This is a genomic window from Acuticoccus yangtzensis (assembly GCF_001927245.1).
Lineage (GTDB): Bacteria > Pseudomonadota > Alphaproteobacteria > Rhizobiales > Amorphaceae > Acuticoccus > Acuticoccus yangtzensis.
On sequence record NZ_MJUX01000008.1, the window covers coordinates 15,885 to 39,949 of the forward strand.

The 24,065-nt window shown below is 69.1% G+C and carries 19 protein-coding genes; 9 read left to right on the forward strand and 10 right to left on the reverse strand.

The features are described 5' to 3' along the window. Positions 1 to 7: 7 nt before the first annotated feature. Both BIX52_RS17370 and ggt read right to left on the reverse strand, forming a co-directional pair. On the reverse strand, positions 8 to 742 hold the full coding sequence (locus BIX52_RS17370) for a protein tyrosine phosphatase family protein (RefSeq protein WP_205647847.1): 735 nt from the start codon (positions 740 to 742) through the stop codon (positions 8 to 10). 191 nt (positions 743 to 933) lie between these two features. After that, entirely contained in the window at positions 934 to 2,706 is a 1,773-nt protein-coding gene (gene ggt / locus BIX52_RS17375) for a gamma-glutamyltransferase (RefSeq protein WP_075222374.1), read from the reverse strand. Positions 2,707 to 2,911: 205 nt separating this feature from the next. Between ggt and BIX52_RS17380 the strand changes: the two genes are divergently transcribed. After that, positions 2,912 to 3,937: a PAS domain-containing protein gene (locus BIX52_RS17380; protein ID WP_075222375.1), complete on the forward strand. Its 1,026-nt coding sequence runs from the start codon at positions 2,912 to 2,914 to the stop codon at positions 3,935 to 3,937. A gap of 77 nt (positions 3,938 to 4,014) precedes the next feature. Here BIX52_RS17380 and BIX52_RS17385 read toward each other — a convergent pair whose 3' ends face one another. Together BIX52_RS17385 and BIX52_RS17390 are read right to left on the reverse strand one after the other, a co-directional pair. Then, positions 4,015 to 4,959 (reverse strand): formate/nitrite transporter family protein, encoded by a 945-nt coding sequence (locus BIX52_RS17385; protein WP_075222376.1) that lies wholly within the window; start codon positions 4,957 to 4,959, stop codon positions 4,015 to 4,017. A gap of 187 nt (positions 4,960 to 5,146) precedes the next feature. After that, on the reverse strand, positions 5,147 to 5,920 hold the full coding sequence (locus BIX52_RS17390; RefSeq protein WP_075222377.1) for an alpha/beta fold hydrolase: 774 nt from the start codon (positions 5,918 to 5,920) through the stop codon (positions 5,147 to 5,149). Positions 5,921 to 5,995: 75 nt separating this feature from the next. On the opposite strand from BIX52_RS17390, the gene BIX52_RS17395 reads away from it, so the two are divergent. Next, positions 5,996 to 6,724: a L,D-transpeptidase gene (locus BIX52_RS17395; protein ID WP_075222378.1), complete on the forward strand. Its 729-nt coding sequence runs from the start codon at positions 5,996 to 5,998 to the stop codon at positions 6,722 to 6,724. A 253-nt stretch (positions 6,725 to 6,977) separates the two neighbouring features. Here BIX52_RS17395 and BIX52_RS17400 read toward each other — a convergent pair whose 3' ends face one another. The 4 genes from BIX52_RS17400 to BIX52_RS17415 all read right to left on the reverse strand — a co-directional run bounded on the left by BIX52_RS17400 (position 6,978) and on the right by BIX52_RS17415 (position 11,952). Beyond that, the gene (locus BIX52_RS17400) at positions 6,978 to 7,862 is read right to left on the reverse strand and encodes a universal stress protein (protein WP_205647848.1); all 885 of its coding nucleotides are present in this window, start codon (positions 7,860 to 7,862) and stop codon (positions 6,978 to 6,980) included. 55 nt (positions 7,863 to 7,917) lie between these two features. Then, positions 7,918 to 9,402, reverse strand: coding sequence for a SulP family inorganic anion transporter (locus BIX52_RS17405; RefSeq protein ID WP_075222380.1), 1,485 nt, complete (start codon positions 9,400 to 9,402; stop codon positions 7,918 to 7,920). Between the two features lie 263 nt (positions 9,403 to 9,665). Further along, positions 9,666 to 10,634 (reverse strand): pirin family protein, encoded by a 969-nt coding sequence (locus BIX52_RS17410; RefSeq protein WP_075222381.1) that lies wholly within the window; start codon positions 10,632 to 10,634, stop codon positions 9,666 to 9,668. Positions 10,635 to 10,749: 115 nt separating this feature from the next. After that, positions 10,750 to 11,952, reverse strand: a complete 1,203-nt coding sequence (locus BIX52_RS17415; RefSeq protein WP_075222382.1) for a sensor domain-containing diguanylate cyclase — start codon at positions 11,950 to 11,952, stop codon at positions 10,750 to 10,752. A gap of 305 nt (positions 11,953 to 12,257) precedes the next feature. Between BIX52_RS17415 and BIX52_RS17420 the strand changes: the two genes are divergently transcribed. The 3 genes from BIX52_RS17420 (at position 12,258) to BIX52_RS17430 (ending at position 15,822) form a co-directional block, all read left to right on the forward strand. Beyond that, positions 12,258 to 13,427: a phosphoserine transaminase gene (locus BIX52_RS17420; RefSeq protein WP_075222383.1), complete on the forward strand. Its 1,170-nt coding sequence runs from the start codon at positions 12,258 to 12,260 to the stop codon at positions 13,425 to 13,427. Positions 13,428 to 13,735: 308 nt separating this feature from the next. Beyond that, the gene (gene serA, locus BIX52_RS17425) at positions 13,736 to 15,367 is read left to right on the forward strand and encodes a phosphoglycerate dehydrogenase (RefSeq protein ID WP_075222384.1); all 1,632 of its coding nucleotides are present in this window, start codon (positions 13,736 to 13,738) and stop codon (positions 15,365 to 15,367) included. A gap of 107 nt (positions 15,368 to 15,474) precedes the next feature. Continuing rightward, the gene (locus BIX52_RS17430) at positions 15,475 to 15,822 is read left to right on the forward strand and encodes a TM2 domain-containing protein (RefSeq protein ID WP_205647849.1); all 348 of its coding nucleotides are present in this window, start codon (positions 15,475 to 15,477) and stop codon (positions 15,820 to 15,822) included. Between the two features lie 160 nt (positions 15,823 to 15,982). Here BIX52_RS17430 and BIX52_RS17435 read toward each other — a convergent pair whose 3' ends face one another. Further along, positions 15,983 to 17,506 (reverse strand): coiled-coil domain-containing protein, encoded by a 1,524-nt coding sequence (locus tag BIX52_RS17435; protein WP_139312801.1) that lies wholly within the window; start codon positions 17,504 to 17,506, stop codon positions 15,983 to 15,985. A 92-nt stretch (positions 17,507 to 17,598) separates the two neighbouring features. After that, positions 17,599 to 18,537 (reverse strand): DMT family transporter, encoded by a 939-nt coding sequence (locus BIX52_RS17440; RefSeq protein WP_083550939.1) that lies wholly within the window; start codon positions 18,535 to 18,537, stop codon positions 17,599 to 17,601. A gap of 196 nt (positions 18,538 to 18,733) precedes the next feature. On the opposite strand from BIX52_RS17440, the gene BIX52_RS17445 reads away from it, so the two are divergent. The 4 genes from BIX52_RS17445 to BIX52_RS17460 all read left to right on the forward strand — a co-directional run bounded on the left by BIX52_RS17445 (position 18,734) and on the right by BIX52_RS17460 (position 23,971). Further along, on the forward strand, positions 18,734 to 20,023 hold the full coding sequence (locus BIX52_RS17445) for an adenylosuccinate synthase (RefSeq protein WP_075222387.1): 1,290 nt from the start codon (positions 18,734 to 18,736) through the stop codon (positions 20,021 to 20,023). Between the two features lie 27 nt (positions 20,024 to 20,050). Beyond that, on the forward strand, positions 20,051 to 21,949 hold the full coding sequence (locus tag BIX52_RS23295; RefSeq protein ID WP_075222388.1) for a hypothetical protein: 1,899 nt from the start codon (positions 20,051 to 20,053) through the stop codon (positions 21,947 to 21,949). Between the two features lie 168 nt (positions 21,950 to 22,117). Then, entirely contained in the window at positions 22,118 to 22,972 is an 855-nt protein-coding gene (locus tag BIX52_RS17455) for an ABC transporter permease (RefSeq protein ID WP_083660441.1), read from the forward strand. A gap of 66 nt (positions 22,973 to 23,038) precedes the next feature. Next, on the forward strand, positions 23,039 to 23,971 hold the full coding sequence (locus BIX52_RS17460) for an ABC transporter substrate-binding protein (protein WP_075222389.1): 933 nt from the start codon (positions 23,039 to 23,041) through the stop codon (positions 23,969 to 23,971). Positions 23,972 to 24,065 lie beyond the last annotated feature (94 nt).

Genomic DNA, 24,065 nt, shown 5'->3' on the forward strand with positions numbered 1-24,065 from the left:
GCGCGGCCTACTCGCGCGCCATGAGGTTCAGCACCGCGTCGGCGAGGCCGTTGGCCTTCACGCGTGCCGGCAGCGCCTTCGGGTCGTAGACGTTCTCCACCCAGTCGGCAAAGGAATGGCCCGCGGCCTCGCCCTCCTCCCAGGCGTCCATGAACACATCGAGGATGCCGGTTTTGGCCCGCGCGATGTGGCCGAACCGCAGGGAGAGTTGGCGCTTGGCCTCCGTGGCGCTCGCCCCCTCCACCAGGATCAGCCACAGCGCCGAGCCGAGGCCCGCCCGGTCCGCGCCGGACTTGCAGTGGAGGAGCACCGGCGTCTGCAGGCGCGGGAAGGTCTCCATCGCCTGCCGCAGCACCGCCTTGGGCGGCGCCGAGCGTGACTGCAGCACCACCCGCTCGAAGGCGATGCCGTGAGCGGCGCACGCCTCGCGCTCCAATGGGTCGCCGCCGAACCCGTCCGCCCGCAGCGAAACGATGGTCTTCACCCCGTCCCGCGCGATGGCGGCGATGTCACGCGGGCTCGGCTGCGACGAGCGCCACAGCTTGTCCGTCACCTGGTGGCGGTTGCGGTAGACGAGGCGCAGCACGCCGTGGTCGGCGAAGAGCAGGCTGTTCCACGCCTCGCGCCGGTCGCGCCGGGTGGCGAGGGGGCGGCGCCAGCGCTCGGCGCGCGCACGGCGGCGGGCCTTGCGGGCGGGTGTGCGTCCCTTCGCCCGGTCCAGTATCGCCGCCAGATCAATCACACCTCGGCCTTTCTCGCGCGCCCCGCAGCGGGACACTTGTGCCGCGCCCTCATCGAACGCGGCGGGCGAACACCGATGATCGGAGCCGCCCGGAAAATCAACCCGCGCGGACAGATGGGGGCCGGCAAACCGCTTTACCACCCGCACCCGTCGCGCCGCGCGCGCCCTCGGTCGCCGCCTCAGTCGCCCCTTCAGTCACCGAGCGCGGCGCCGCCGGGACGGCGCGGATCGGTCGCGCCATAGAGGGTGCCGTCATAGCCGACCTGGATCGACTGCGCCGCGCCCATCGCGTCCTGGATGCGCACATCGTGGCCCTTCTCTTCCAGCAGGCGGATCGTGTCGAAGCTGATCCCCTCCTCGATGCGGATATAGTCCGGCTGCCACTGGTGGTGGATGCGCGGCGCATTGGTCGCCCCGGCGATGTTGCGCTCGTGCACGGTGGCGTTGAGGATCACCTGCAGCACCGTGGTGATGATGCGGCTGCCGCCCGGCGATCCCGTCACCAGCGACACCTTGCCGTCCTTCAGGAGGATCGTCGGCGTCATCGACGACAGCGGGCGCTTCACCGGGCCGACCGCGTTCGCCTCGCCGCCGACGAGACCGTAGGCGTTGGCCGCGCCCGGCTTGGCGGAAAAATCGTCCAGCTCGTTGTTGAGCAGGAACCCGCCCGCCGTGCCGAAGCCGACGCCGAAGGAGAAGTTCAGCGTCGTCGTCATCGACACAGCGTTGCCCGCCCCGTCGAGCACCGAGAAATGCGTCGTCTCGTTGCTCTCATAAGGCAGCGTCCCGGGATCGGCGGCAATCTCGGACGAGGGCACCGCGCGGTCCATGTCGATCTTCGCCTCCAAGGTGGCGGCATAGTCCTTCGAGATCAGCGCCTTCACCGGCACGTCCACGAAGTCCGGGTCGCCGAGATAGACCGCGCGGTCGGCATAGGCATACTTCGCCGCCTCGGCCATCACGTGGATCATGTCGGCGCTGTTGAGGCCGTAGGTGCCGAAGGGCTGGTGCTCCAGCGTGTTCAACATCTGGATGAGATGCACACCGCCGGAGCTGGGCGGCGGCATGGAGACCACCTCCCACTCCTTGAAGGTGCCGCGCACCGGCTCCCTCACCTTCGCCTCGTAGGCGGCGAGGTCCTCCAGCGTCATTCGCCCGCCGCGCTCCGTCACCGCGTCGACGATTCCTTGCGCGACCGGTCCCTCATAGAAGGCGGACGGCCCCTCGTCGGCGATGGCCTGAAGCGTTTGCGCCAGCGCGGGCAGGACCAGCGTGTCGCCTCCCTTGGGCGCCGCGCCTCCCGGATAATAGGCCGCCATGTTGGGGTCGGTCTGCAGCCGCACCGTGGTATCGGGGTGGGCGAGCGCCATTGCAGTGTCCGGCGTCACCTCGAACCCGTCACGCGCCAGGGCGACGGCCGGGGCGACGAGGTCGGCGAAGGTGAGCGTGCCGGAGCCGTAGCGCTCATGCGCCAGAGCGAGGCCCGCGACCGAGCCGGGAACGCCGACCGCCAGGCCGGAGCGGCGGGAGAGGTCCGCGTCCGCCTCGCCGTCGGGGCCGAGGAACATGTCGCGGTCCGCCGCCGCCGGGGCGGTCTCGCGCGAGTCTATCGCCACCGTCTCGCCGGTGTCGGCGCTGTGGACGATCATGAAGCCGCCGCCGCCGAGGTTGCCGGCCCGCGGCAGCGTCACCGCGAGGGCGAAGGCCGTGGCGACGGCGGCGTCCACCGCGTTGCCGCCGCGGCGCAAAATGTCACGCCCGACCGCGGCCGCTTGGCCCTCCTGGGCAACGACCATGTGCTTCTCGGCCGCGACGGGAATGAACCGCTGCCCGTCCACCGCGATCTGCGCACCGGCCGGCGCGGCGCCGATGCCGAGGAAGAGAGCGAGACTTAAGGCAACGGCTCGAGCACCGGCGGCGCGTGCGGGACCGGCCGTCGCGCTGCAAAAGTGCGTCCATTTCATCGGCCCACCTTTCACTTGGTTGAATGCGCCCAATATCGAATTTTTGTATCAGTTCAGCGCCACAATCTCTCGACCTGCCGCATGGATTGACGATCCGATTCACGGTTCTTATGTCGCAACCATCGTCAGAGATGAACTATGATTGATCGTGCTGGCAGGCGCGCGGGTGCAAACCCATCGCATCCGCGGAAGAAAGGACTGAGCGATGTCGGACGGCTTCAAGATGCACCAACTTGCATTGGAGCGAGTCCCTTTTGCCATCGTGATCACGAACCCGCACATCGAGGACAACCCGATCGTGTTCGTGAATTCGGCGTTCACACGCCTGACCGGCTACTCGCCCGAGGTTTCGGTCGGCCGCAACTGCCGCTTCCTTCAGGGTAAGGACACCGATCCCGAATCCGTCGAGAAGATCCGCGCGGGGCTGAAAGAGAAGGGTGAGTTCGCGGTCGAGCTTCTCAACTACAAGGCCGATGGGACGCCCTTCCGCAACCGCCTCTTCGTGTCGCCGCTGCTCGATACCGAGGGCGAGCTGCAATATTTCATCGGCCTGCAACGCGCGTTGGGGGACGGGTCGAGCGACCAGGTCACCGGCGGCATCGACGAAGCGCTGCGAGAAATTCACCACCGGGTGAAGAACCACCTGTCCATGGTGGTGGGCATGATCCGGATGCAGGCGCGCTCGCAGAACCCGACGTCGCTCGACAATTATACCGCCCTCGCCCGGCGCATCGAGACGCTGCAATTCCTCTATCACGAGATGACCGGCAGCATGCAGACCGGGGCCGACGACGACATCGCGCTCAGCGCCTACGTGTCGCGCATCGCATCGGCCATCGCCTATCTGGACGGGCGCGAGAGCCTGCAGCTCAACCTCGACCTCGGCCCCATGCGCGCCCCTGTCGATACCGCCGCGCGCGTCGGTCTCCTCGTCTCCGAATTGCTCACGAACGCCTACCAGCACGCCTTCGACGGACTCGCGGAGGGCTTGATCGAGGTGCATCTCCACGGCAGCGACGGGATGATCGACCTCGTGGTCGAGGACAACGGGCTCGGCCTTCCGGCCGACAGTGCCTGGCCGGACCGCGGCAATCTCGGCGGTAAGATCGTACGGTCCCTTGTGACGGGGCTGAATGCGCGACTGTCGATCCGCGACACCGGGAGAGGGACGCGGATCGAAATCCGCATCCCCGCCGACGTCACGCTCCTGGACCAGGCCGAACCGGCGTAACGAACCGGCTCCTTTCGAAGCCGGCCCGTACCACCTTACCCGTCACGCGGCGATGGCGCCGTCCTCGGCCGCTGGGCTCAGGCGCGGAAGCCGCGCGGGCGCTGCTCTTCGATGATGCGCCCCTCGTTGGAGCGGCGGGCCTGCGAAATCTCCTCCATCACCTGCACGTAGGCGAGCGAGGCGAAGAGCAGCGTACCGCCCAAAACGTTGCCGATGAAGGCGGGAAGGATCAGACCGAAGATCACCCAGCCGATCCCCGCCTCGCCTTCCAAGAGCAGCAGGAACCCCTCGCCCGCCCCGGCGATGACGTGGGTGAAATCGCCGAGCGCGATGAGGTAGGTCACAGTGAGGACGAGGAAGAACTCGCCGCCGCGCGCCGTCGGAATGCACCACACCAAGGCGGCGATCAGGAAGCCCGCGATCACACCGTAGCGCAGCGTCTCGAACGGCGTGTGCTCCGTGACCTTGCGGGCCACCTCCATGATGGAGGCAAGTTGCGGGTCGGTGATGATATCGCCCCACGACAATAGGATCGCGGCCGCCATCACGCCGACCATGTTGGCCGTGAAGACGATCAGCCACAGCCGCCCGCACCGCATGAAGGCCCGCTTCGTCGGGTTGGCGAGCAACGGCAGGACGGGCGTGATCGTGTTCTCGGTGAAGAGCTGCAAGCGACCCATGATGACGATGAGGAAGCCGAAGGTGTAGCCGATGTCTCCGATCAGGACCGCCCCCTCGAACTCGGGCAGGTGCATCATGAAGAGCCCTTCGGCAATCACCGACATCATCAGGATGAGGCCCGCCGCGACACCGGAGCCGGCCAGCGAGATCGCCGGGCGGTTGAGTTCGTCGAGGCCGCGCGAGGAGATCGATGCGTAGACCACCTGCGCGCGCGGTCCGGCCCGTTTGATGGCCTCCCGTTCCTCACCGCGCGACAGGTTTTCGATGGCGGGTTCCTGGTCCTTGCCGCTGTCCGGTTCGCTGCGGGCGCGGCCGGCATCGGCCTTCTTGTGAATGTCCATTCATGGTTCCTTGGCGGCGCGAGTGCGTGGGATCACGCAGAGGGCGTCGTCGAAGGAAAATGGCTGGCGCGCCCCGCGGTTCCGGGAGCGGCATGCGGACCAGCGATGCGCCCATCCGGCCGGCCTGCACCCCCCGCACGCCTTGCCGGGGTGGGAAACCGCCGGATTTGACCGCGGGTCCGCCCCGTCAGGCGCGCTCGCCCAGCGCGTTGGCGATGATCCTCACGACGAGCTCCGGCGCCTCGATGTGCGGCATATGGCCCACTCCGGGGAGGATGTGCCGCGCCATCTCCGCGGGCGCCGCGATCGACTGGGCGACGGGCAGAACCTCGTCCTGCGTCCCCCAGATCAGCGTGATGGGAAAGCCCGCCGCCGCAAGGTCGGCCAACGGCAGAACCCCCTGGCCCTCGCCCTTGGAGATCGTCGTGACGATGCGCTTCAGCATGTCCCTCACGCCGGGCTGATTGCGCTGCTCGGCCGTCTGCCGCGGCAGGGCGGGCGGCATGCGCGAGGCCGGCCCGAAGAAGCTCTTCAGCACGTCCGACGCCTCCGCCTCGGTGGAGATCGCGGCGTAGCGGCGCAGCAGCGCGGCGTTCATCTGCGGCCCGAACCCGCCCGGCGCCAAGAGAACCAGACGCTCGACGAGGTCCGGGCGGCGCATGGCGGCAAGGCTCGCCACCGCCCCGCCCAGCGAGTGGCCGGTGATCACCGCGCGGCCGATGCCCATCGCGTCGAGGCTGGCGAGCATCGCCTTGGCGCAGACCACCGCATTCGGCGTCTCGTCCCACTCCACCGCCGCGCCGTGGCCGGGAAGGTCGAAGGCGATCACCTCGCGCCGCGCCGACAGCGCACGTGCAAGGCTCCCCATGCTGAGCCGGTCCGCCCCGAAGCCGTGGATGAGGACGAGCGGCGGCCCTCCCGCTCCGTAGCGGCGGTGGGGCAAGGGGTTGGGGTTAGGCATCGCTTGGCTCCGGTTGGTTAACGCGTCGCTAACCATTTTTGGACACGGTTTCACCACCCCAAAGGGAGGCGCACCATGAAAGACGTGACGGGCCGGATCGGCCTTGCGCTGGCCGTTCTGGCGGCGACGGCTGTCCCGGCATTTGGCAACATGGTCGAGATCGTCGACCCCAATACGGGCGAAATCATTCGCTATCGCCCCTCCTTCGCCAAGGAGGCGGCCCCGGAGCGGCCCACCTACCGCTACTTCGACCCCAGCACCGGCGGTTATGGGACCTACCAGGCCTCCCGCGAGGAGATGGCCGAGCGGCACCGCATGAAATATGCGCGCGCCCATGTGCGCTTCGTCTCCGGCGAGCCTGCGGGAACCATCGTGGTGGATACGCTGTCGCGCTACCTCTACCACCTCAACGCGGATGGGACGGCGACGCGCTACGGCATCGGCGTCGGCCGCGAAGGCTTCACGTGGACGGGCATCGAGACGGTGTCGCGCAAGCGTGAGTGGCCGGACTGGACGCCGCCCGCCGAGATGCTGGAGCGCCGGTCCGACATCCCGGAATACATGCCCGGCGGGCCGAACAATCCGCTGGGTGCGCGCGCACTTTACCTGGGGTCGACGCTCTACCGCATCCACGGGACCAACGAGGACGAGTCGATCGGCTACGCGGTGTCCTCCGGCTGTATCCGCATGCTGAACGAGGACGTGGTGGACCTATATAACCGCACCGAGATCGGCACGCGGGTGATCGTGTTGGGTCCGCAGGCGGACAGGTCCGGGCTGCTGGCGGCCATCAGCGGGTTCTGAGCGGGCGGCGGGTAGCAGGGGCCTCCGGCGGGCTCCACCTCACCAACGATCAGGGCCCGCCTGATCGCCGTAACCGCCATCGCCCCTGCACCGCATGGCAGACCCGGCGGCACCTCGCCAAGGACAAGCGGCTGAAGCCGGCCTTCGGCTCCTTGGCAAGGCACCACCGGGCCCGCCAAGGGATTGGTGCGACGCCGGCTCCAGCGATCAGGCTCCGACAGGCCGATACGCGGCGAATGCGTAACTGGACCGCTCAGCGATAGATCATGATCGGCACCAGACACGAGCGCACCAGCGCCGTGGTGGCCGAGCCGATGAGAAGATGGCGCACGCGCGAATGGCCGTGGCTGCCCATCACCAGAAGGTCGGCCGCCCCGTCGTCGACCGCCGCGGCGATCACCGCCTCCGGCTCGCCGGGTTCGATGTCCGCGGTGGCGCTGAGGCCGGAGGCCAGCAGCGTGTCACGCGCCCGCTCCAGCCTTTCGCGGGCGGCGGGCGTGCCGTCGCCCACCGTCAGAAGGCGGACGGCGAGACCCTTGTAGAGCGGGTCGGCGGCGACGGCCTTCACCGCACGGCCGCTCGACGCGCTGCCGTCGAACGCGAGCACCACCTTCTCCACCGGACGGAAAGCGCGCGAGGCGACGAGAACGGGCGTCTCCGCCGCGCGCAGCACGCGCTCGATGTTGGAGCCGAGGTGCATGGTGGCGAAATCCGCCGCCTCGCCGCGCTTGCCGATCACGAGGAGGTCGAAGTCGCCCTGCACGGTGCCGACCTCGCCCAGAAGATCGCCGATGCGCATGCGGGTGTTTGCACTCACCCCGGCGGCCGCCAGATGTTCCGCCGCCGCCTCCAGGATAGCGCGGCCGCGGCTCTGGGCGAGCTTGCCGCGCGCCTCGTCCATCGCCGCCAGTTCGGAAAGGAGGGTCGAGCGGGCGCCGAGCGACAGGCTGCCGGAAAGGTTCGCCGGGGTGCTTCCCGTCTCGCGCCGGCCGATGACGTGCATCAGCTCCAGCGCGGCGCCGGTGCGGCCGGCGGCCCAGGCGGCGTGATCGCACACGCTCGCGGTGTAGATCGAACCGTCGATCAGCGCCATGATGCGCATGGTCCCTCCCGCGGGGTTCTTCTTGTCATTGGGCATAATGGTCGGCCCTCCGGGGCGTCTGTGCAAGCGGCACGGTCGTCGGGTGCCCGGCTCAGTGGCCCAGCATCTCGTCCATCGCGCCCGGCTTGTCGTGGATGGCGAGCTTGTCGACGATGGTGGTCGAGGCTTCGTTGAGGCCGATGATCTCGACGTCCGTCCCCTCGCGGCGGAACTTCAGCACCACCATGTCGAGCGCCTGCACCGAGGAAATGTCCCAGATGTGCGCGCGGCTGACGTCGATCACCACACGCTCGCGCGCCTCGCGGAAATCGAACGCCTTCGAGAAACGCCCGGCCGAGGCGAAGAAGACCTGCCCCTCGATGACGTAGGTGCGCGTCTTGCCGTCGGGCGACAGGGTGGAGGTGACGCGGAAGATCTGCGCGATCTTGTAGGCGAAGAAGAGCGCCGAGAGCAGCACGCCGACGAGGACGCCGAGCGCCAGATTGTGGGTCAGCACCACCACGAAGACCGTCGACAGCATGACGATGGAGGACGAGCGCGGGTGCGTCTTCAGCGTCTTGATGGACGACCAGGAGAAGGTGCCGATCGACACCATGATCATGATGGCGACCAGCGCCGGCATCGGGATCTGGCTGACGAGGTCGCCCAGGGCGACGCACAGGATGATGAGGAAGATGCCCGCGCAGAAGGTCGACAGGCGCCCGCGCCCGCCGGACTTCACGTTGATCATCGACTGGCCGATCATCGCGCAGCCCGCCATGCCGCCGATGAAGCCGGTGCAGAAGTTGGCGATGCCCTGGCCGACGCATTCCTGGTTCTTGTCGGAATCGGTGTCGGTCAGCTCGTCGACGATGGTGGCCGTCATCAGGCTTTCCAGGAGGCCCACCGCGGCGATGGCGACCGAGTAGGGCAGGATGATGAACAGCGTTTCCAGGGTAAGCGGGATCTGCGGGATCAGGAAGACGGGCAGCGTCGCCGGAAGCTCGCCCATATCGCCGACGGTGCGCACGTCGAGCCCCAGCGCCATGGAGATGATGGTGAGGACGACGATGGCGACCAGCGGCGAGGGCACGGCGGTCGTCAGACGCGGGAAGAGATAGATGATGGCCAGCGCCGCGGCGACCATCGGATAGGTGAGCCACGGCACGCCGATGAGTTCGGGAAGCTGCGCCATGAAGATGAGGATGGCGAGCGCGTTGACGAAGCCCGTCAGCACGGAGCGCGAGACGAACTGCATGAGCTGGCCGAGCTTCAGCATCCCGGCGATCACCTGGATCACCCCGGCGAGGATGGTGGCGGCGAAGAGGTATTGCAGGCCGTGGTCGGCGACCAGCGTCACCATCAAGACGGCGGTGGCGGCCGTGGCGGCGGAGATCATGCCGGGGCGCCCGCCGGTGATCGCGGTGATGACGGCGATCGAGAAGGAGGCGTAGAGGCCGACCTTCGGGTCGACCCCGGCGATGATGGAGAAGGCGATCGCTTCGGGGATCAGGGCCAGGGCGACGACGAGGCCGGAGAGCAGATCACGGCGGATATTGCCGAACCATTCGGCGCGGTAGGTGGCGATGGAAGGCATCGTCTCTCGCTCAGCGGCGCACGCACCGTGGCGCGAGGGGCCCCCGATGGCGCTGCGGTTTCAAGTGACCTGCGGCGAGCGCGCGGGAGCGCACCGGGGCCGCGGGCGGATCCAGGGCCTTTCTGGCTAGCTCCACCTCTGGGTGAGGGCAACCGGAACGGGCGGGAAGCGGCTATGCAGCGTGGGGCGACACGTCGCGGGTGTGGCCTGCGGGGCGCGCTGGCGAGGCGCCGCGCCGTGCGCCCTCACCACGCCGAGCGGCCTCAATCGGTCTCGAAGGCGCGGCCGCCGACGGCGCGGCGGGGCCGCCCGCCCGATGTCGGCAACGGGATGAACTCGGCCTCGTCGCCGGGGACGGTGTCGAAGCGGCCGGCCGCCCACTCCGCCTTCGCCGCTTCGATGCGCTCGCGCCGGGAGGAGACGAAGTTCCACCAGATGTAGCGCGGCCCCTCCATCGGCGCGCCTCCGAACAGCATGAAGCGGCTGTCGGCCTGGGCGGTTACGGTGATCGCAGCGCCCGTGCGCAGGATGAGCAGCGTCCCCTGCTCGCACCGTGCACCGTCGACGGCGAGTGCGCCGGTGAGGAGATAGAGGGCGCGCTCCTCCTGCGTGGCCTCGACCTCGAACCGCGCTCCGGCGGCAAGGGCGATGTCGGCGTAAAGCGTCTCGGACGCGGTCTTCAGCGGCGAGGTGACGCCGTGGATCGATCCGGCGACGAGGCGCATGGTGAGGCCGCCGTCGCGCACCAGCGGCAGCTCGGCCTCGGCGTGATGGATGAAGGCCGGATCGCTCTCCTCCACCGCTTCGGGCAGCGCGACCCACGTTTGCAGGCCGAACAGCGTCTGGCCTTTCTTCTTGCGCTCGTCCCCGGTGCGCTCGGAATGGACGATACCTTTGCCTGCACGCATCCAATTCACGTCGCCGGGGCGGATCGTCATCTGCGTTCCGAGACTGTCGCGGTGGAGGATTTCGCCCTCCAACAGGTAGGTGACGGTGGCCAGATTGATGTGCGGGTGGGGCCGCACGTCGATCCCCTGGTCGGTGAGGAATTCTGCGGGTCCCATCTGGTCGAAGAAGATGAAGGGGCCGACCATCTGCCGCTCGACCGTCGGGAGGGCGCGGCGGACGGTCATCTCGCCGAGGTCGACGGCACGCGGGACGATGACGGTCTCGATCGCGGCGACGGACGCCGGGTCGCCGAGCACCGGATCGGGGCACGGGCTGAAGCTCATCGTGTTCACCTCCTCACCGGGCGCGATGGGTGCGCCCTCGCTCAGCGAGACTATGCACACCTCGCCCGGCGAAGGCGAGCGCCCGGACCGGGTCGCGATCGTCGATCTTTGGCCGTCAGGCGAAGAGATCCGTTCTTTTGTTGAGCAGCCGAAAATCGCGCAGGCGCGCCTTGATGGCGCTGCTGGTGTCGCGCGACGAGAGGCGCGAGAGGATTTCGCCCGCTTCCTGCGAGGCGTCGATCTCGCCCGGCCGAGAGCGGATCGGGCGCACGCGCGGCAAGGCGAGGGCCTCTTCGGGAGGCGCCGAGCCGCGCTCCGCCGGGGTTCGCCCTGCGATGATGACGCAGTCGCGTCCCGCTTGCTTGGCCTGGTAGAGGGCGACGTCGGCGCACTTCAGCGTCTCGGTGATGACGGCGCCGGGTGCGGCCGGATCGTCCCCCGCGGGCGGCAGTTGGGCGACACCGGCGCTGGCGGTGACACGCAGACCGGGCGCCTCGGCAAAGACGGCGGCGCCGAGGGCGTCACGGTAGCGGTCGATCGCGGTTGCGGCTTCGTCCACCGTGCGGCCGGGGAAGAGGAGGGCGAATTCCTCTCCGCCCAAGCGCCCGGCGTGGGCGGAGGGACCGAAGGTCTCGCCGAACAAGCGGGCCGCCGTCTTCAGCACGTCGTCTCCGGCGACGTGACCGAAGGTGTCGTTGACGGATTTGAAGTGATCGAGGTCGAGGATGGCGAGGCTGACCGGGGCGCCGCTGTCCGTTTTGGTCTGCAACGAGGCGGCGAGGTCGATGAACGCGGTGCGGCTGAGGAGGCGGGTCAGTCCGTCCAGCATGGCCGTCATCTTCAGCTCGAGCTCGTTCTCCACGCAGCGGGCGAGCTCGCCCAGCAAGCGCAGCTCGGCGGTCGAGAAGTCGCGCGGCCTCACGTCCATGCCGCACAGCGTGCCGACCTGGTAGCCCTCCATCGTGACGAGCGGCACACCGACATAGGCGCGGATATGAGGCTCGCCGAGCACGTAGACATTGTTGGTGAAGGGCGGCTCCAACCGCGCGTCGTTCACCACGGTCGGCTCGCGCCGCTGGATGGTGGTGGTGCAGAAGGAATCGGCACGCCGGGTCGAGGCGACGTCCATGCCTTCGGGCGCCTTGAACCACTGGGTGTCCGCGTCGATCAGGCTGACGGCGGCCATCGGCAGGTCGAGAGCGGTGCGCACGACTTGGGTAATGTGACGGAAGTTCGTCTCTTCCTTGCTGTTGACGACGGCGAGCCGGGACAGGCAGGCGAGGCGTCCGGCCTCATCATTCAGCTTGCTGTCACGCATGGGCAACTCCTTTGGCGGCCCGTCGCGCTGGGGGCCACCGCCTCTACTCGATCTTTATATATCAAAACTAAGGCCGCACGATGATCCTGAAGTTGTTTCAACCTGCCCAGCGGTGAGCGCATGGACGATGAGCGGTGGACGGTGCGCGCTGCCTTCCGCCCGACAGACCCGCGGATCCCGGCGACGGAGCACCGGCACACGCTTTGTCCCAAAGTGAGGCTTGCGCGAACTCCGAACCAGGCGTATGTGCGGCGGCGGGACACCCTTCCCCAACGAAGGGCGCCTATCTGAGAGGATAGCTACAAATGAGCACCGCTGCCATGCCCGCGCGCAAGCCGGGCAATCCCTGTTTCTCGTCCGGTCCCTGCGCCAAGCGCCCCGGTTGGACCGTCGACGCTCTGGCCGACGCCGCCCTCGGGCGCTCGCACCGCTCCAAGATCGGCAAAGCCAAGCTGGCCGACGTGATCGACCGCACCCGCGCCCTCCTCGGCGTGCCGGCGGACTACCGCATCGGCATCGTCCCCGCGTCCGACACAGGCGCCGTGGAGATGGCGATGTGGTCGCTGCTCGGCGCCCGCCCGGTCACCATGCTCGCCTGGGAATCCTTCGGCGAAGGCTGGGTGACGGACGTCAACAAGCAGCTCAAGCTGGGTGCCACCGTCATCACCGCCCCCTATGGCGAGCTGCCGGACCTGACGAAGGTCGACTTCGACACCGACGTCGTCTTCACCTGGAACGGCACCACCTCCGGCGTGCGCGTCCCGAACGGTGACGTGATCCCGGCGGACCGAGCCGGCCTCACCATCTGCGACGCCACCTCCGCCGCCTTCGCCCAGGCCCTCCCCTGGGACAAGCTCGACGTCGTCACCTTCTCCTGGCAGAAGGCGCTCGGCGGCGAGGCGGCACACGGCATCCTGATCCTGTCGCCCCGCGCGGTGGAGCGGCTGGAGAGCTACACCCCCGCCTGGCCGCTGCCGAAGCTCTTCCGCATGACCAAGGGCGGCAAGCTCAACGAAGGCATCTTCAAGGGCGAGACGATCAACACGCCCTCCATGCTCGCCGTGGAAGACGCGCTGGATGCGCTGAAGTGGGCCGGTTCGCTGCCGGAGACCCTGGCCGACCGCTCCGACCGCAACCTCGCCGCGCTGACGGCGTGGGTCGAGCGCACGCAGTGGGTGGACTTCCTCGCCGTCGACCCCGCCACCCGCTCCAACACCTCGGTGTGCCTGAAGATCGTCGACCCCGCGGTCGCCGGTGCGCCGGAGGCCGAGCAGGCCGCCTTCGCCAAGGCGCTTGCGGCCAAGCTGGAGAAAGAGGGCGTCGCGCTCGACATCGGCGCGTACCGCGATGCGCCTCCGGGTCTGCGCATCTGGGCCGGCGGCACGGTGGAGACGGCCGACCTCGAAGCGCTGACCGAATGGCTCGACTGGGCCTTCGCCGGCCTCGACAAGCCGGTCGCCGAGGCCGCCGAGTAAGAGCCGCCGAATAAGCCGTCTCGCCTCGGCCTGCCGGATCATGGCCGGGTCAAGGGCGGCGCGCAGCGCCGGGCGAAGCCTTCACCCTTGATGCGGACAGGATCCGGCCACGCTGAGCATGGGGATTGAGGACAGACGGAGCGCGCAGCGCGCAGACTGACCTCAACCCCTGCCAGGTGGCGAACCGGAGAGGAGCGCGAGGAGGGGAACCCCTCCTCGCCCGCGCACCGCGCGCCCAGACATCATTTTCGGCGCACCGCGCCGTCCGAACCTTCACACCGCAGCGCACCCGCGCGGGAGACATCGTCATGCAGCAGACCGTCGCCAACACCGACACCGCCACCCCGGCCAAGACGAAGCCGGTCGTCCTCATCTCCGACGCCTTGTCGGACGCCGCCGTGCAGATCTTCAGGGATCGCGGCGTGGACGTGATCTTCGAGCCCGACCTCGGCAAGGACAAAGAGGCGCTGCTGAAGCGCGTCGCCACGGTGGACGGCCTCGCCATCCGCTCGGCCACCAAGGTCACCGACAAGGTCCTCGAGGCCGCCAAGAACCTGAAGGTCATCGGCCGCGCGGGCATCGGCGTCGACAATGTCGACATCCCGGCCGCCAGCCGCGCCGGCGTCATCGTGATGAACACGCCCTTCGGCAACTCCATCACCACCGCCGAGCACGCGATCGCGATGATGTTCGCCGTCGCCCGCCAAATCCCCGCCGCCGACGCCTCCACCCAGGCCGGCAAGTGGGAGAAGAACCGCTTCATGGGCACCGAGCTGACGGGCAAGACGCTCGGCATCATCGGCTGCGGCAACATCGGCTCGATCGTGGCGGCCCGCGGCATCGGCCTTCGCATGCGGGTCATCGCCTTCGACCCGTTCCTGACCACCGAGCGGGCGGCCGAGATCGGCGTCGAGAAGGTGGAGCTCGACGAGCTTTTCGCGCGTGCCGACGTTCTGACGCTGCACACCCCGCTCACCGAGAAGACCAAGAACGTCGTGTCGCGCGAGCGCATCTTCGCCATGAAGAAGGGCGCGATCATCATCAACTGCGCCCGCGGCGGGCTGGTCGACGAGGCGGCGCTGCGCGAGGCGCTGGACGCCGGGCACCTCGCGGGAGCCGGTGTCGACGTCTTCTCCGAGGAGCCGGCGAAGGAGAACGTCCTCTTCGGCGCGCCCAACCTCGTGTGCACGCCGCATCTCGGCGCCGCGACGTCGGAGGCGCAGGAGAACGTGGCGCTCCAGGTGGCCGAGCAGATGGCCGACTACCTGTTGCGCGGCGCGGTCTCCAACGCGCTCAACATGCCGTCGATCACCGCCGAAGAGGCGCCGATCCTCACCCCCTTCGTGACGCTCGCCGAGCGGCTCGGCTCGTTCGCGGGCCAGCTCACCCAGTCGGGCATCAAGGGCGTGAAGATCGAGTATGAGGGCGAGGTCGCCGAGCTGAACCTGAAGGCGTTGACCGCCGCGGCGGTGACAGGGCTGATGCGCCCGTTGCTGCAGGACGTGAACATGGTGTCCGCGCCGACGATCGCGAAGGACCGCGGCATCACGGTGGAGGAGACCCGCCGGGCGCAGCAGGGCGCGTACGAGAACTATATCCGCCTCACCGTCACCACCGAGAACCAGACGCGTTCGGTGGCGGGCACGGTCTTCTCGGACGGCAAGCCGCGCATCATCCAGGTGAAGGGCATCAACCTCGACGCCGACTTCGCGCCGCACATGATCTACGTGACGAACGAGGACAAGCCGGGCTTCATCGGCTCCATCGGTATGGCGCTGGGCGAGGCTGGCGTGAACATCGCCAACTTCACGCTGGGCCGCAAGGAGCAGGGCGGCGAGGCGATCTGCCTGATCGAGGTGGACGGCGCGCCGTCGGCGGAGGTGCTCGCCAAGGTGCAGGCGTTGCCGCTGGTGACGCAGGCCAAGGGCCTCAACTTCTGACCATTACCGCTGCGGTGTGACGTGAAAGGGTCGGCATTGCCGGCCCTTTTTTCATCCGCGGACCGCTGCATTGCAGCGCGAGCGGCGCGCCCCATATCTCGCGCATCATGAACGATCACACCGCCATCACCCTGACGCCCGAGGACCGCGCCGCCATCGAGCGCTATTTGGACGAGAAGGGCCCCAGTCTGCCGGTCGCCTACCTGTTCTGGTTCTTCATCGGCATCCTGTCGGCGCACCGCTTCTATCTGAACCGCAAGGCGTCGGCGATCGTGCAGATCCTGCTGATCCTCGTCGTCGTCGGGATCGTGTGGTGGGTGATCGACGCCTTTTTGATCCCCGGCATGGTCGCCTCGGAGCGGGCGGCGCTGCGGCGCCATCTCACCGGCGCTGCGATCGAGGCGCGCGGGCGCGGCCGGGCCTTCGATCCCGCCCGCGCCGCCCGGAACCGCTGAGCCCCCGGAAACGCTAAGGCCCCGGACCCGGTCAGGCCATGGACTTGGCGAGGCCCTGGACTCGGTAAGCCCCTGATCCCGCTGACCCCGGAGCCGGCAGGCATGAAAAAGGCGGCGGGTCGCCCCGCCGCCTCGTTTCGTGCGCGGTGTCGCCGCCGCGTCAGCGACGGTCCAGCGTCTGCCCATTCAGTGCGGCGCACGACCCTTGATAGGTGGACAGCGTGAGCTTGCCCTCGGCCAGGTCGGCGCGGCAGGTCATGGGGAAGCTCGCCGCCGCCTCCCCTTCCACGCCGGACAGACGCAGGCGCGCCCCGTCATAGGAGAAGGCGCCCTCGACGGTGAGCCCGTTCGTCACCGCGAGCTCGAAGCGCTCGCCGTCGAAGGTCGCGGCCATCTGGTCGTTGGAGAAGGCGCCCGCCAGCTTGATGTCGTCGCCGCTCGCGTCGGCGGTCCCTGCCGCAGCCGTGTCGGTCTCCGCCTCGGTCTCGACCGCGGTCCGCTCCTGCGTGGCAGGCTCGGTGGTTTCGGGGGCGGTCTGCGCCGGCGCGGCTTCCGCCGGGGCGGGAGCGGCTTCGGTCGCGGCCTCTGCGGCCTCGCGGGCCGATTCCAGCTCGCTCGCCAGCGCGGCGATCTCTGCTTCCAGCTCGGCCTGGCGGCTGGCGGCGGCGTCGGCCGCCTCGCGCAGGCGCTGGTTCTCGGCGCCCAGCGCGTCGTTGTCGGCGGCCAGGCGGTCGTTCTCGCCCGCCAGGGTCTCCACCTCGGCGCTCAGCGCGTCACGGCGCTCGCTCAGGGTCGCGACTTCACCCTCCAGGCTCTGCTGGCGGGCCTGGGCGGCGGCCGCCTCTTCCTGCAGCGAGGCGTTCTGGGCGCGCAGATCCTCCACAGCGGCGTTGAGGCTGTCTCGCGTCTCGGTCAGCGCGGCGACGTCCTCGGTCAGGCGCGCCTGACGGCCTTCGGCGGCCTCCACTTCGGCCTGGGCCGCGCTCAGCGCCTCGCGGGTCGCCTCGACGTCGGCGCTCAGCGCCTCGTTCTGCTCGGTCAGTCCGGCGACGGCGGCTTCCAGGTCGCTGCGCGCCGCCGTCAGCTCTTCCACGTCGCCGCGGATCGTCTCCAGGCTGGCGCGCACGTCCTCGGCCTCCACCTGGCGGCTCGACAACAACTCCTCGGCCTCGGCCACACTGGCGGTCAGCGCGTCGTTGCGGGTGCGCAGCTCGCCGACATTGCCCTCCAGGTTGGTGCGGCTCTCCTCCAGCGCGGCCAGCTCCTCGCGGGTGGCCTCGGCGCGGGCGCGGGCGGCTTCGGCGGCCTCCGTGGCGGCGGCGAGCTCGTTGTTCACCGATTCGACGCGGGCCGCGGCCGCCTCCTGCTCCTCGGTCAGTTGGGCGATCTCGCCGGCGATGGCGTCACGCTCGGCCGCGGCTTCGGCGGCGGCCTGCTCGGCGGCCTGCTGTGCGGCCCGCGCCTCCTCGAGCCCGGCATTCACGTCTTCCAGCGACCCGCTGGCCGTGGACAGGGCGTTGAACTGGTCGCGCAGGGCCGCCTCGGCGCCGGCCACCTGGTCGAGCTGGGTGCGCAACTCGGCCTGCCGCCGCGTCTTTTGCAAGTAGAAGGTCGACGCCGCGGCCACGGCGATGATTGCGATCACCGATACGACGATGAACAGCGGTTGGCGCAAGACGTTCATGGTGCTCTCCGATGCGGGCGTGCGGCCCATTGAGGGGGAACCTAACGGATCGGCCCCCCGTGTCAGCCCGATTCTTCACAGCCGCGTGACATTTAACCAGCCCCCCTCGCCGCGGCGGGCCTGCGGCCGAGCTGCGCCGCCGCGATTCCGGCGATGATGATGGACCATCCGACGACGTGGTAGAGCTCGATCCTCTCGCCCAGCACGACGACGGCCATGAGCGAGGCGAACACCGGGATGAGATGAAAGAAGGGGCTCGCCCGGTTGGCGCCGATCTGCGCCACCGCCTTGTTGAAAAACAGGTACGCGATCACCGCGGCGAAGACCGACACATAAAGCGTCGCGCCCACCACGCCGGGCGTCACGCGGATCGTCGCCCCGAGGCCGAGCTCCAACGCCGTCGCCGGCATCAGCGGGACGAGGCCGATCGCCACGGTGCCGATGAGGAAGGACATCGGGTGCACCGCAGGGCGCTCGCGCAGGTAGATGGTGTAGAGCGCCCAGATGAGTTGCGACGCCATGATCCACAGGTCGCCCGCGTTGAAGTGAAAGCTGGCGAGCAGCGAGAGGTCGCCGCGCGTCATCACCACGAGCGCGCCGACGGACGCGAGGACGATGCCTCCCGCCTGCGGCAGGGTCAGTCGGTCGCGGTAGACGATATAGGCCGTGACGGCGATGGTGACGGGGAATGTCGAGGAGAGCAGCGTCGCGTTGATGACGGACGTGAAGGACAGTCCGACATAGACACAGATATTGTAGAAGCCGATCGACAGACAGCCGAGCACGATCATGATGCGCCAGCGCGCGCGCAGCTCCGGCCAGTCCTCGACGACGTGTCGCCAGCCTATGGCGAGGAGGACCGCGAAGGCGATCAGCCAGCGCAGGGCGGTGAAGGTGACTGGCGGAACGTCCCCCGCGACGTAGCGTCCCGCCACCCAGTTGCCGGACCAGAAGAGCATCGTGAGCGTCATCAGGACGTAGGGCTGGTTGGCGACGGGGCTCATCCACCCCTTGTTGACGTCCTGTTTCACTGTGCTGGCGGTCCTATACGATACGAACTTGTTTGGCCCACACGCGGGAAGTGGCGTGAAGCGTCTTGCCGACACGCTGCCTTCTGGGCCACAAGCCCTAGGCCGCGCGTTGTGTCGCCCCGTGTCTGTGGCACGGGGACAAGCGTATCGCCAGTGCGGCACCTCCAGCCATAGGCGAAGGGAATGAGGGAGATCGATGGGTAGCGTCGTGGTTGTCGGCTCCCAATGGGGCGACGAAGGCAAGGGCAAGATCGTTGATTGGCTGTCCGAGCGGGCCGAGGTGATCGTCCGCTATCAGGGCGGCCACAATGCCGGCCACACCCTCGTCATCGACGGGGTGAAATACAAACTGTCCCTGCTGCCGTCCGGCGTCGTGCGGCCGGGCAAGACGTCGATCATCGGCAACGGTGTGGTGCTCGACCCGCAGGCGCTCCTGTCCGAGATCGAGAAGATGCGCGGCCAGGGCGTCGAAGTGTCGCCGGACACGCTGAAGGTGGCGGAGAATGTGCCGCTGATCCTGTCCGTCCACCGCGACCTCGACGGCTTGCGCGAAAAGGCGGCCGGCGCGTCGGCGATCGGCACCACGGGTCGCGGCATCGGCCCGGCCTACGAGGACAAGGTGGGCCGCCGCGCGGTGCGCCTCGCCGACCTCAACGACACGGACACCATCGAAAGCCGCATCGACCGGCTGCTGGCGCACCACAATGCGCTGCGCACGGGCCTCGGGGCCGATCCGGTGTCGGCCGAGACCATCCGCGCCGAGCTCGAAGCCGCGCGCCCGGTCCTCGCCTACACCGCGCCGACCTGGCGGCTCCTGCGCGAGGCGCGCGGGGCGGGCAAGAACATCCTGTTCGAGGGCGCCCAGGGGGCGATGCTCGACATCGACCACGGCACCTACCCCTTCGTCACCTCGTCCAACACGGTGGCGGGTTCGGCGGCGGCGGGGTCCGGCGTCGGCCCGTCCTCGCTCGACATGACGCTGGGCATCACCAAGGCCTATACGACGCGCGTCGGCAACGGCCCCTTCCCGACCGAGCAGACCAACGAAATCGGCCAGTTGCTGGGCGAGCGCGGCGCCGAATTCGGCACCGTGACCGGGCGCAAGCGCCGCTGCGGCTGGTTCGACGCGGTGATGGTGCGCCAGGCGGTGGAGACCGGCGGCATCGACCGCCTCGCCCTCACCAAGCTCGACGTTCTGGACGGCCTGGACGAATTGAAGATCTGCGTCGCGTACGAGGTGGACGGGGAGCGGATGGACCGTCTCCCTGTGGAAACTGCGCGTCAATCTCGGGTTCAGCCTATATACGAGACGATAAAGGGCTGGTCGGGATCGACCTATGGCGCCCGGTCGTGGGGTGAACTTCCGGCCGAGGCGGTCAAGTATGTTCGTCATGTGGAAGAGTTGGTGGGGGCGCCTGTCGCCATGTTGTCGACGAGCCCGGAACGAGACGATACAATACTTGTTGAAGATCCCTTTCATATTTAATTCCATGCCGATGGGCAGGAAGGGCACGTGGTCTCGATGACCGACTTCTACTCTGTGCTGCAGCGAGCGGTTCAGTCGCTCCCGGATGGGAGCGGCCCGCAGCGGCGTCAGGTGTATGAGAAGGCGCGGAAGGCGCTCATCAAGCAGCTGCAAAGTTTCGATCCGCCGTTGTCCTCGGCGGATGTGACGGCGCAGCGGCTGGCGCTCGAAGACGCGATCCGCAAGATCGAGAACGAGATCGCGCGCCAGAACCGCACGCGCCGCGCCGTGCAGGGCGCTCTTCCGGCGGGGTCCTCCTCCGCCGCCGCGCGTCCGGGCGCCGAGCCGCGCGAGAGCGAGGCCGAGCGCGAGGCACGCCGCCGGGCCGAGGCCGAACGCGCTCGCCAGGAGCGCGAGCAGATGCTGCGCAGCGCCGTCTCCGAGGCGATGTTGTCGCCCGATGAGGACATGCATGCCCCGGCCGGGCGTCAGGCACCGGCCCAGCTTCCCGCCCCTGTCGATCTGACGCACGAGGCGATCGAGCCGGCGGAAGCCCACGTCGTCGGCGACGATTTCCTCGAGCAGGACTACGACGACACGGTGCCGATCGTGCCCGCGCGCCGCCGTGGCCGGGGTGCACCCCTGCCGCCTCCGGAAGACGAGCACATCGCCGAAGCCGAGTTCGAGGCGGTCGACGACGAGGGCGAGGTCTACGAAGCCGTCCACGAGGACGACGCGGCGGACGCCGACCCGGTCGACCCGAAGGAAGAGAAGCGCCGCCGCCGCGAGGAAGAGCGGCAACTGAAGGCCGAGCGCCGGGCCGAACGATCGTCGAGCCGCGGCAAGGCCAAACGCCAGAAAGAGAAGAAGCCGAAGAAGGGCCGCGCCGCCGCCCCGACCGCCGACGATGGCGCGCCGCGCCGCTCGCTCGCCGGGCGCATTCTCCTGCCGCTGGTCGTGTTCTGCCTTCTGATCGGCGCGTCTTACGCTGTCTTCACCCAGCACGAGCGCCTGCTGGCCGTCATCCAGAACCTCAATACCGACACGCCGGCCCCCGGTCAGGAGCGCGCCCCTGTGCGGGCCGCCGAGACCCCGGTGGTCAACAAGAGCCAGGCGCGCCTTTCCGGCGACGACGAGCCGCGCGCCGTGGTGGCGGAGTCCTTCACCGTCGACCAGCCCGGCGACGGCGAAGACGGCTCGGGCGACGACATTACCGACCCCGCCGCCGACGAAGGCGCCGCCCGCACGCCGGACGGTGCGCCGCAATTCGCGCCGGACTCCGCCCCCAACGCCGCCGCCGAGCAGGCCGAGGGCGTGGGTAACGGGCCGCCGGAGACCGACGTCGCAGCGGTGCAGGAGGCTGCGCCCGCCGTCGCCTCCACCGCCGCAGCGTCTGGCGACGCCGGTGAGCAGCAGGCCGTCCTCTACGAAGAAGCCGCCAGCGGGGGGCAGACGGGGTCCGCCGTCGCCGGAACGGTGAACTGGGAGATGGTGCGCCAGTCCTTCGGGGGCGGCGAAGAAGAGCCGGTGATCCGCGCGGCGGCCGTGATCGGCGAGCGCGGCGTCAGCCTCACGATGACGGTGCGCGAGAACAACGACGCGCAGCTTCCCGCCAGCCACCTGATCGAGCTGGAATTCGACGTGCCCGCCTCCTTCGAGGGCGGCGGTGTGCGCAACGTGCCCGGCATCATCATGAAGGCGCAGGAGCAGGCGCGGGGCGATGCGCTTCGCGGCCAGGCGGCGCGCGTGTCGTCGGGCCTCTTCTGGGTGGCGCTGAACAACGATTCCGCCGACCGGAGCTACAACCTGGACCTTCTCGCCAATCGCGATTGGATCGACATCCCGATCCTCTACGAGTCCGGCCGCCGCGCCATCCTGACCCTGCGCAAGGGTCAGCAGGGCCGCGACGCGGTGAGCGCCGCGCTCGAGGCCTGGTCGGACGGCTAGGCGAACACCCGGTGTGCCGCCGCGGCCGGCGGTTGCCGACCACCGCCGCCCGGCGCGCTTCGGCACAGCGGTCCCCTTCGGCGCAAAGGCCGCCTGCTGCGCCACACTCCTCCGTGGCGGCATCGCCCGCGATCCGGCGAAGGCTCCGTGTCTCTTCGGCGACCCCGAATGACCACGAATTGCTCTGAACCCGCCCGCAAGGCGCAGGATCGCCCGCTTCCCGCGGCATCGAGGACCGGCCGTGCCCCTCTAGGCGGGCCGCCGTCGTTTCTTGGCCGCGTTGCCCGTTGGGTCCTGCGCCCTGCCCTCACGGTCCTCGTCCTCGTCGGGCTGTGGTGGGGGCTCGTCCTCCTTCTCCAGCCGCCACGCTACGTCTTTCCCGCCCCGCCCGACGTGTGGGACGCCTACGTCACGCGCTGGGACATGCTCTTGAGGAACGCCGCCATCACCGCGGCGGAGATCGTCATCGGCCTTGCCGCCGGTCTGGGCGCCGGGGCGGCGACGGCGCTAGTGGTGGCCGCCACCCCCCTCACCCGCCGCCTCGTCCTGCCGGTTGTGGTGGCGACGCAGGCCCTTCCCGTCTTCGCCATCGCCCCGCTCCTCGTCGTCTGGCTCGGCTACGGCATGGCCTCCAAGGTGGCGATGGCCGGGCTCATCATCTACTTCCCCGTCGCCACCGCCTATGCCGAGGCGATGGGGCGGGTGGACCCGCGCCTCGTCGACCTGGCACGCATCGCAGGGGCCACGCGCTGGCAGGTGCTGTGGCTGATCCGCGCGCCGGGCGGACTGCCGGGCCTCGCCGCGGGCGCCAAGGTGGCGGCCACCGTCGCCCCCATCGGCGCCGTGGTGGGCGAGTGGGTCGGCGCCTCCGCCGGGCTCGGTTTCGTCATGGTCAACGCCAACGCCCGCTCGCAGACGGGCATGGTGTTCGCCGCCCTCGGCCTCCTCGCGGTGCTGGCCCTCGCCACCCGCGCCGCCGCCGACGCGCTGATCGACCGCTTTCTCTGGCGGCCCGATCATTGACCCTCACCCTGTAGCGGCACGGCGCCAACCCCTTATAAAGACGGCAACGACCCGAGGAGACTCCCCATGTTTCGATATGCGATCGCCGTCGCCCTGGCGCTCGGCGCCGGGCCAGCCGCCGCTCAGGACCACATCCGCGTCCTCGCAGACTGGTTCATCAACCCCGACCACGCCCCCATCATCCTGGCCGAGGCGCGCGGCGAGTTCGCCTCCCGCAACCTTGAGGTGGAGCTGATCGCCCCGGCCGATCCCGCCGCGCCGCCGCGCCTCGTCGCCGCCGGTGAGGGCGACATCGCGATCACCTATCAGCCGAGCCTCTATCAGCAGGCGGCCGAGGGGCTGCCGGTCACGCGCATCGGCACGCTGGTCGGCTCGCCGCTCAACTCGCTGGTGGCGCTGGAAGGTGGGCCGATCGCCAAGCTGGAAGACCTGAAGGGCAAGACGGTCGGCTACTCCGTCGGCGGGTTCGAGGACGCCCTCCTCGGCCGCATGCTCCACTCGGTCGGCCTCAGTCTCGACGATGTGAGCCTCGTCAACGTCAACTTCGCGCTCACCCCGGCGCTGTTGTCCGGCCGGGTGGACGCCGTCATCGGCGCCTTCCGCAACTTCGAGCTGACGCAGATCGCCATCGAGGGCAAGACCGGCACCGCCTTCTTTCCCGAAGAGCACGGCGTTCCGTCTTACGAAGAGCTGATCTTCATCGCCCACCGCGAGCGGGCGCAGGAGCCCGCCTTCGGCCGCTTCCTCGACGCGCTGGCGGCGGCGACCGAATGGGCCCAGGCGAACCCGGACGACGCCAAGGCGCTGTTCTTCGCGAACCAGCCGGACCTGGACGACCGCCTGAACAACGCCGCCTTCAGCGACACGCTGCCGAAGTTCCACGCCCATCCGAAGGTGCTGGACCGCGAAGGCTACGCCGCATTCGCCGCGTTCATGACGACGGCGGGGCTGGTGAAGGACCTGCCCGCGCTGGACAGCTACACGACCGAGCTGCCGTGACGGCGGGGGGCCGCGCCATGCGGCCCCATCGACTTACAATAATTCCAGAATAAAACGCTTATAATTCAAGCTGAACTGGGCAATTTGACACACC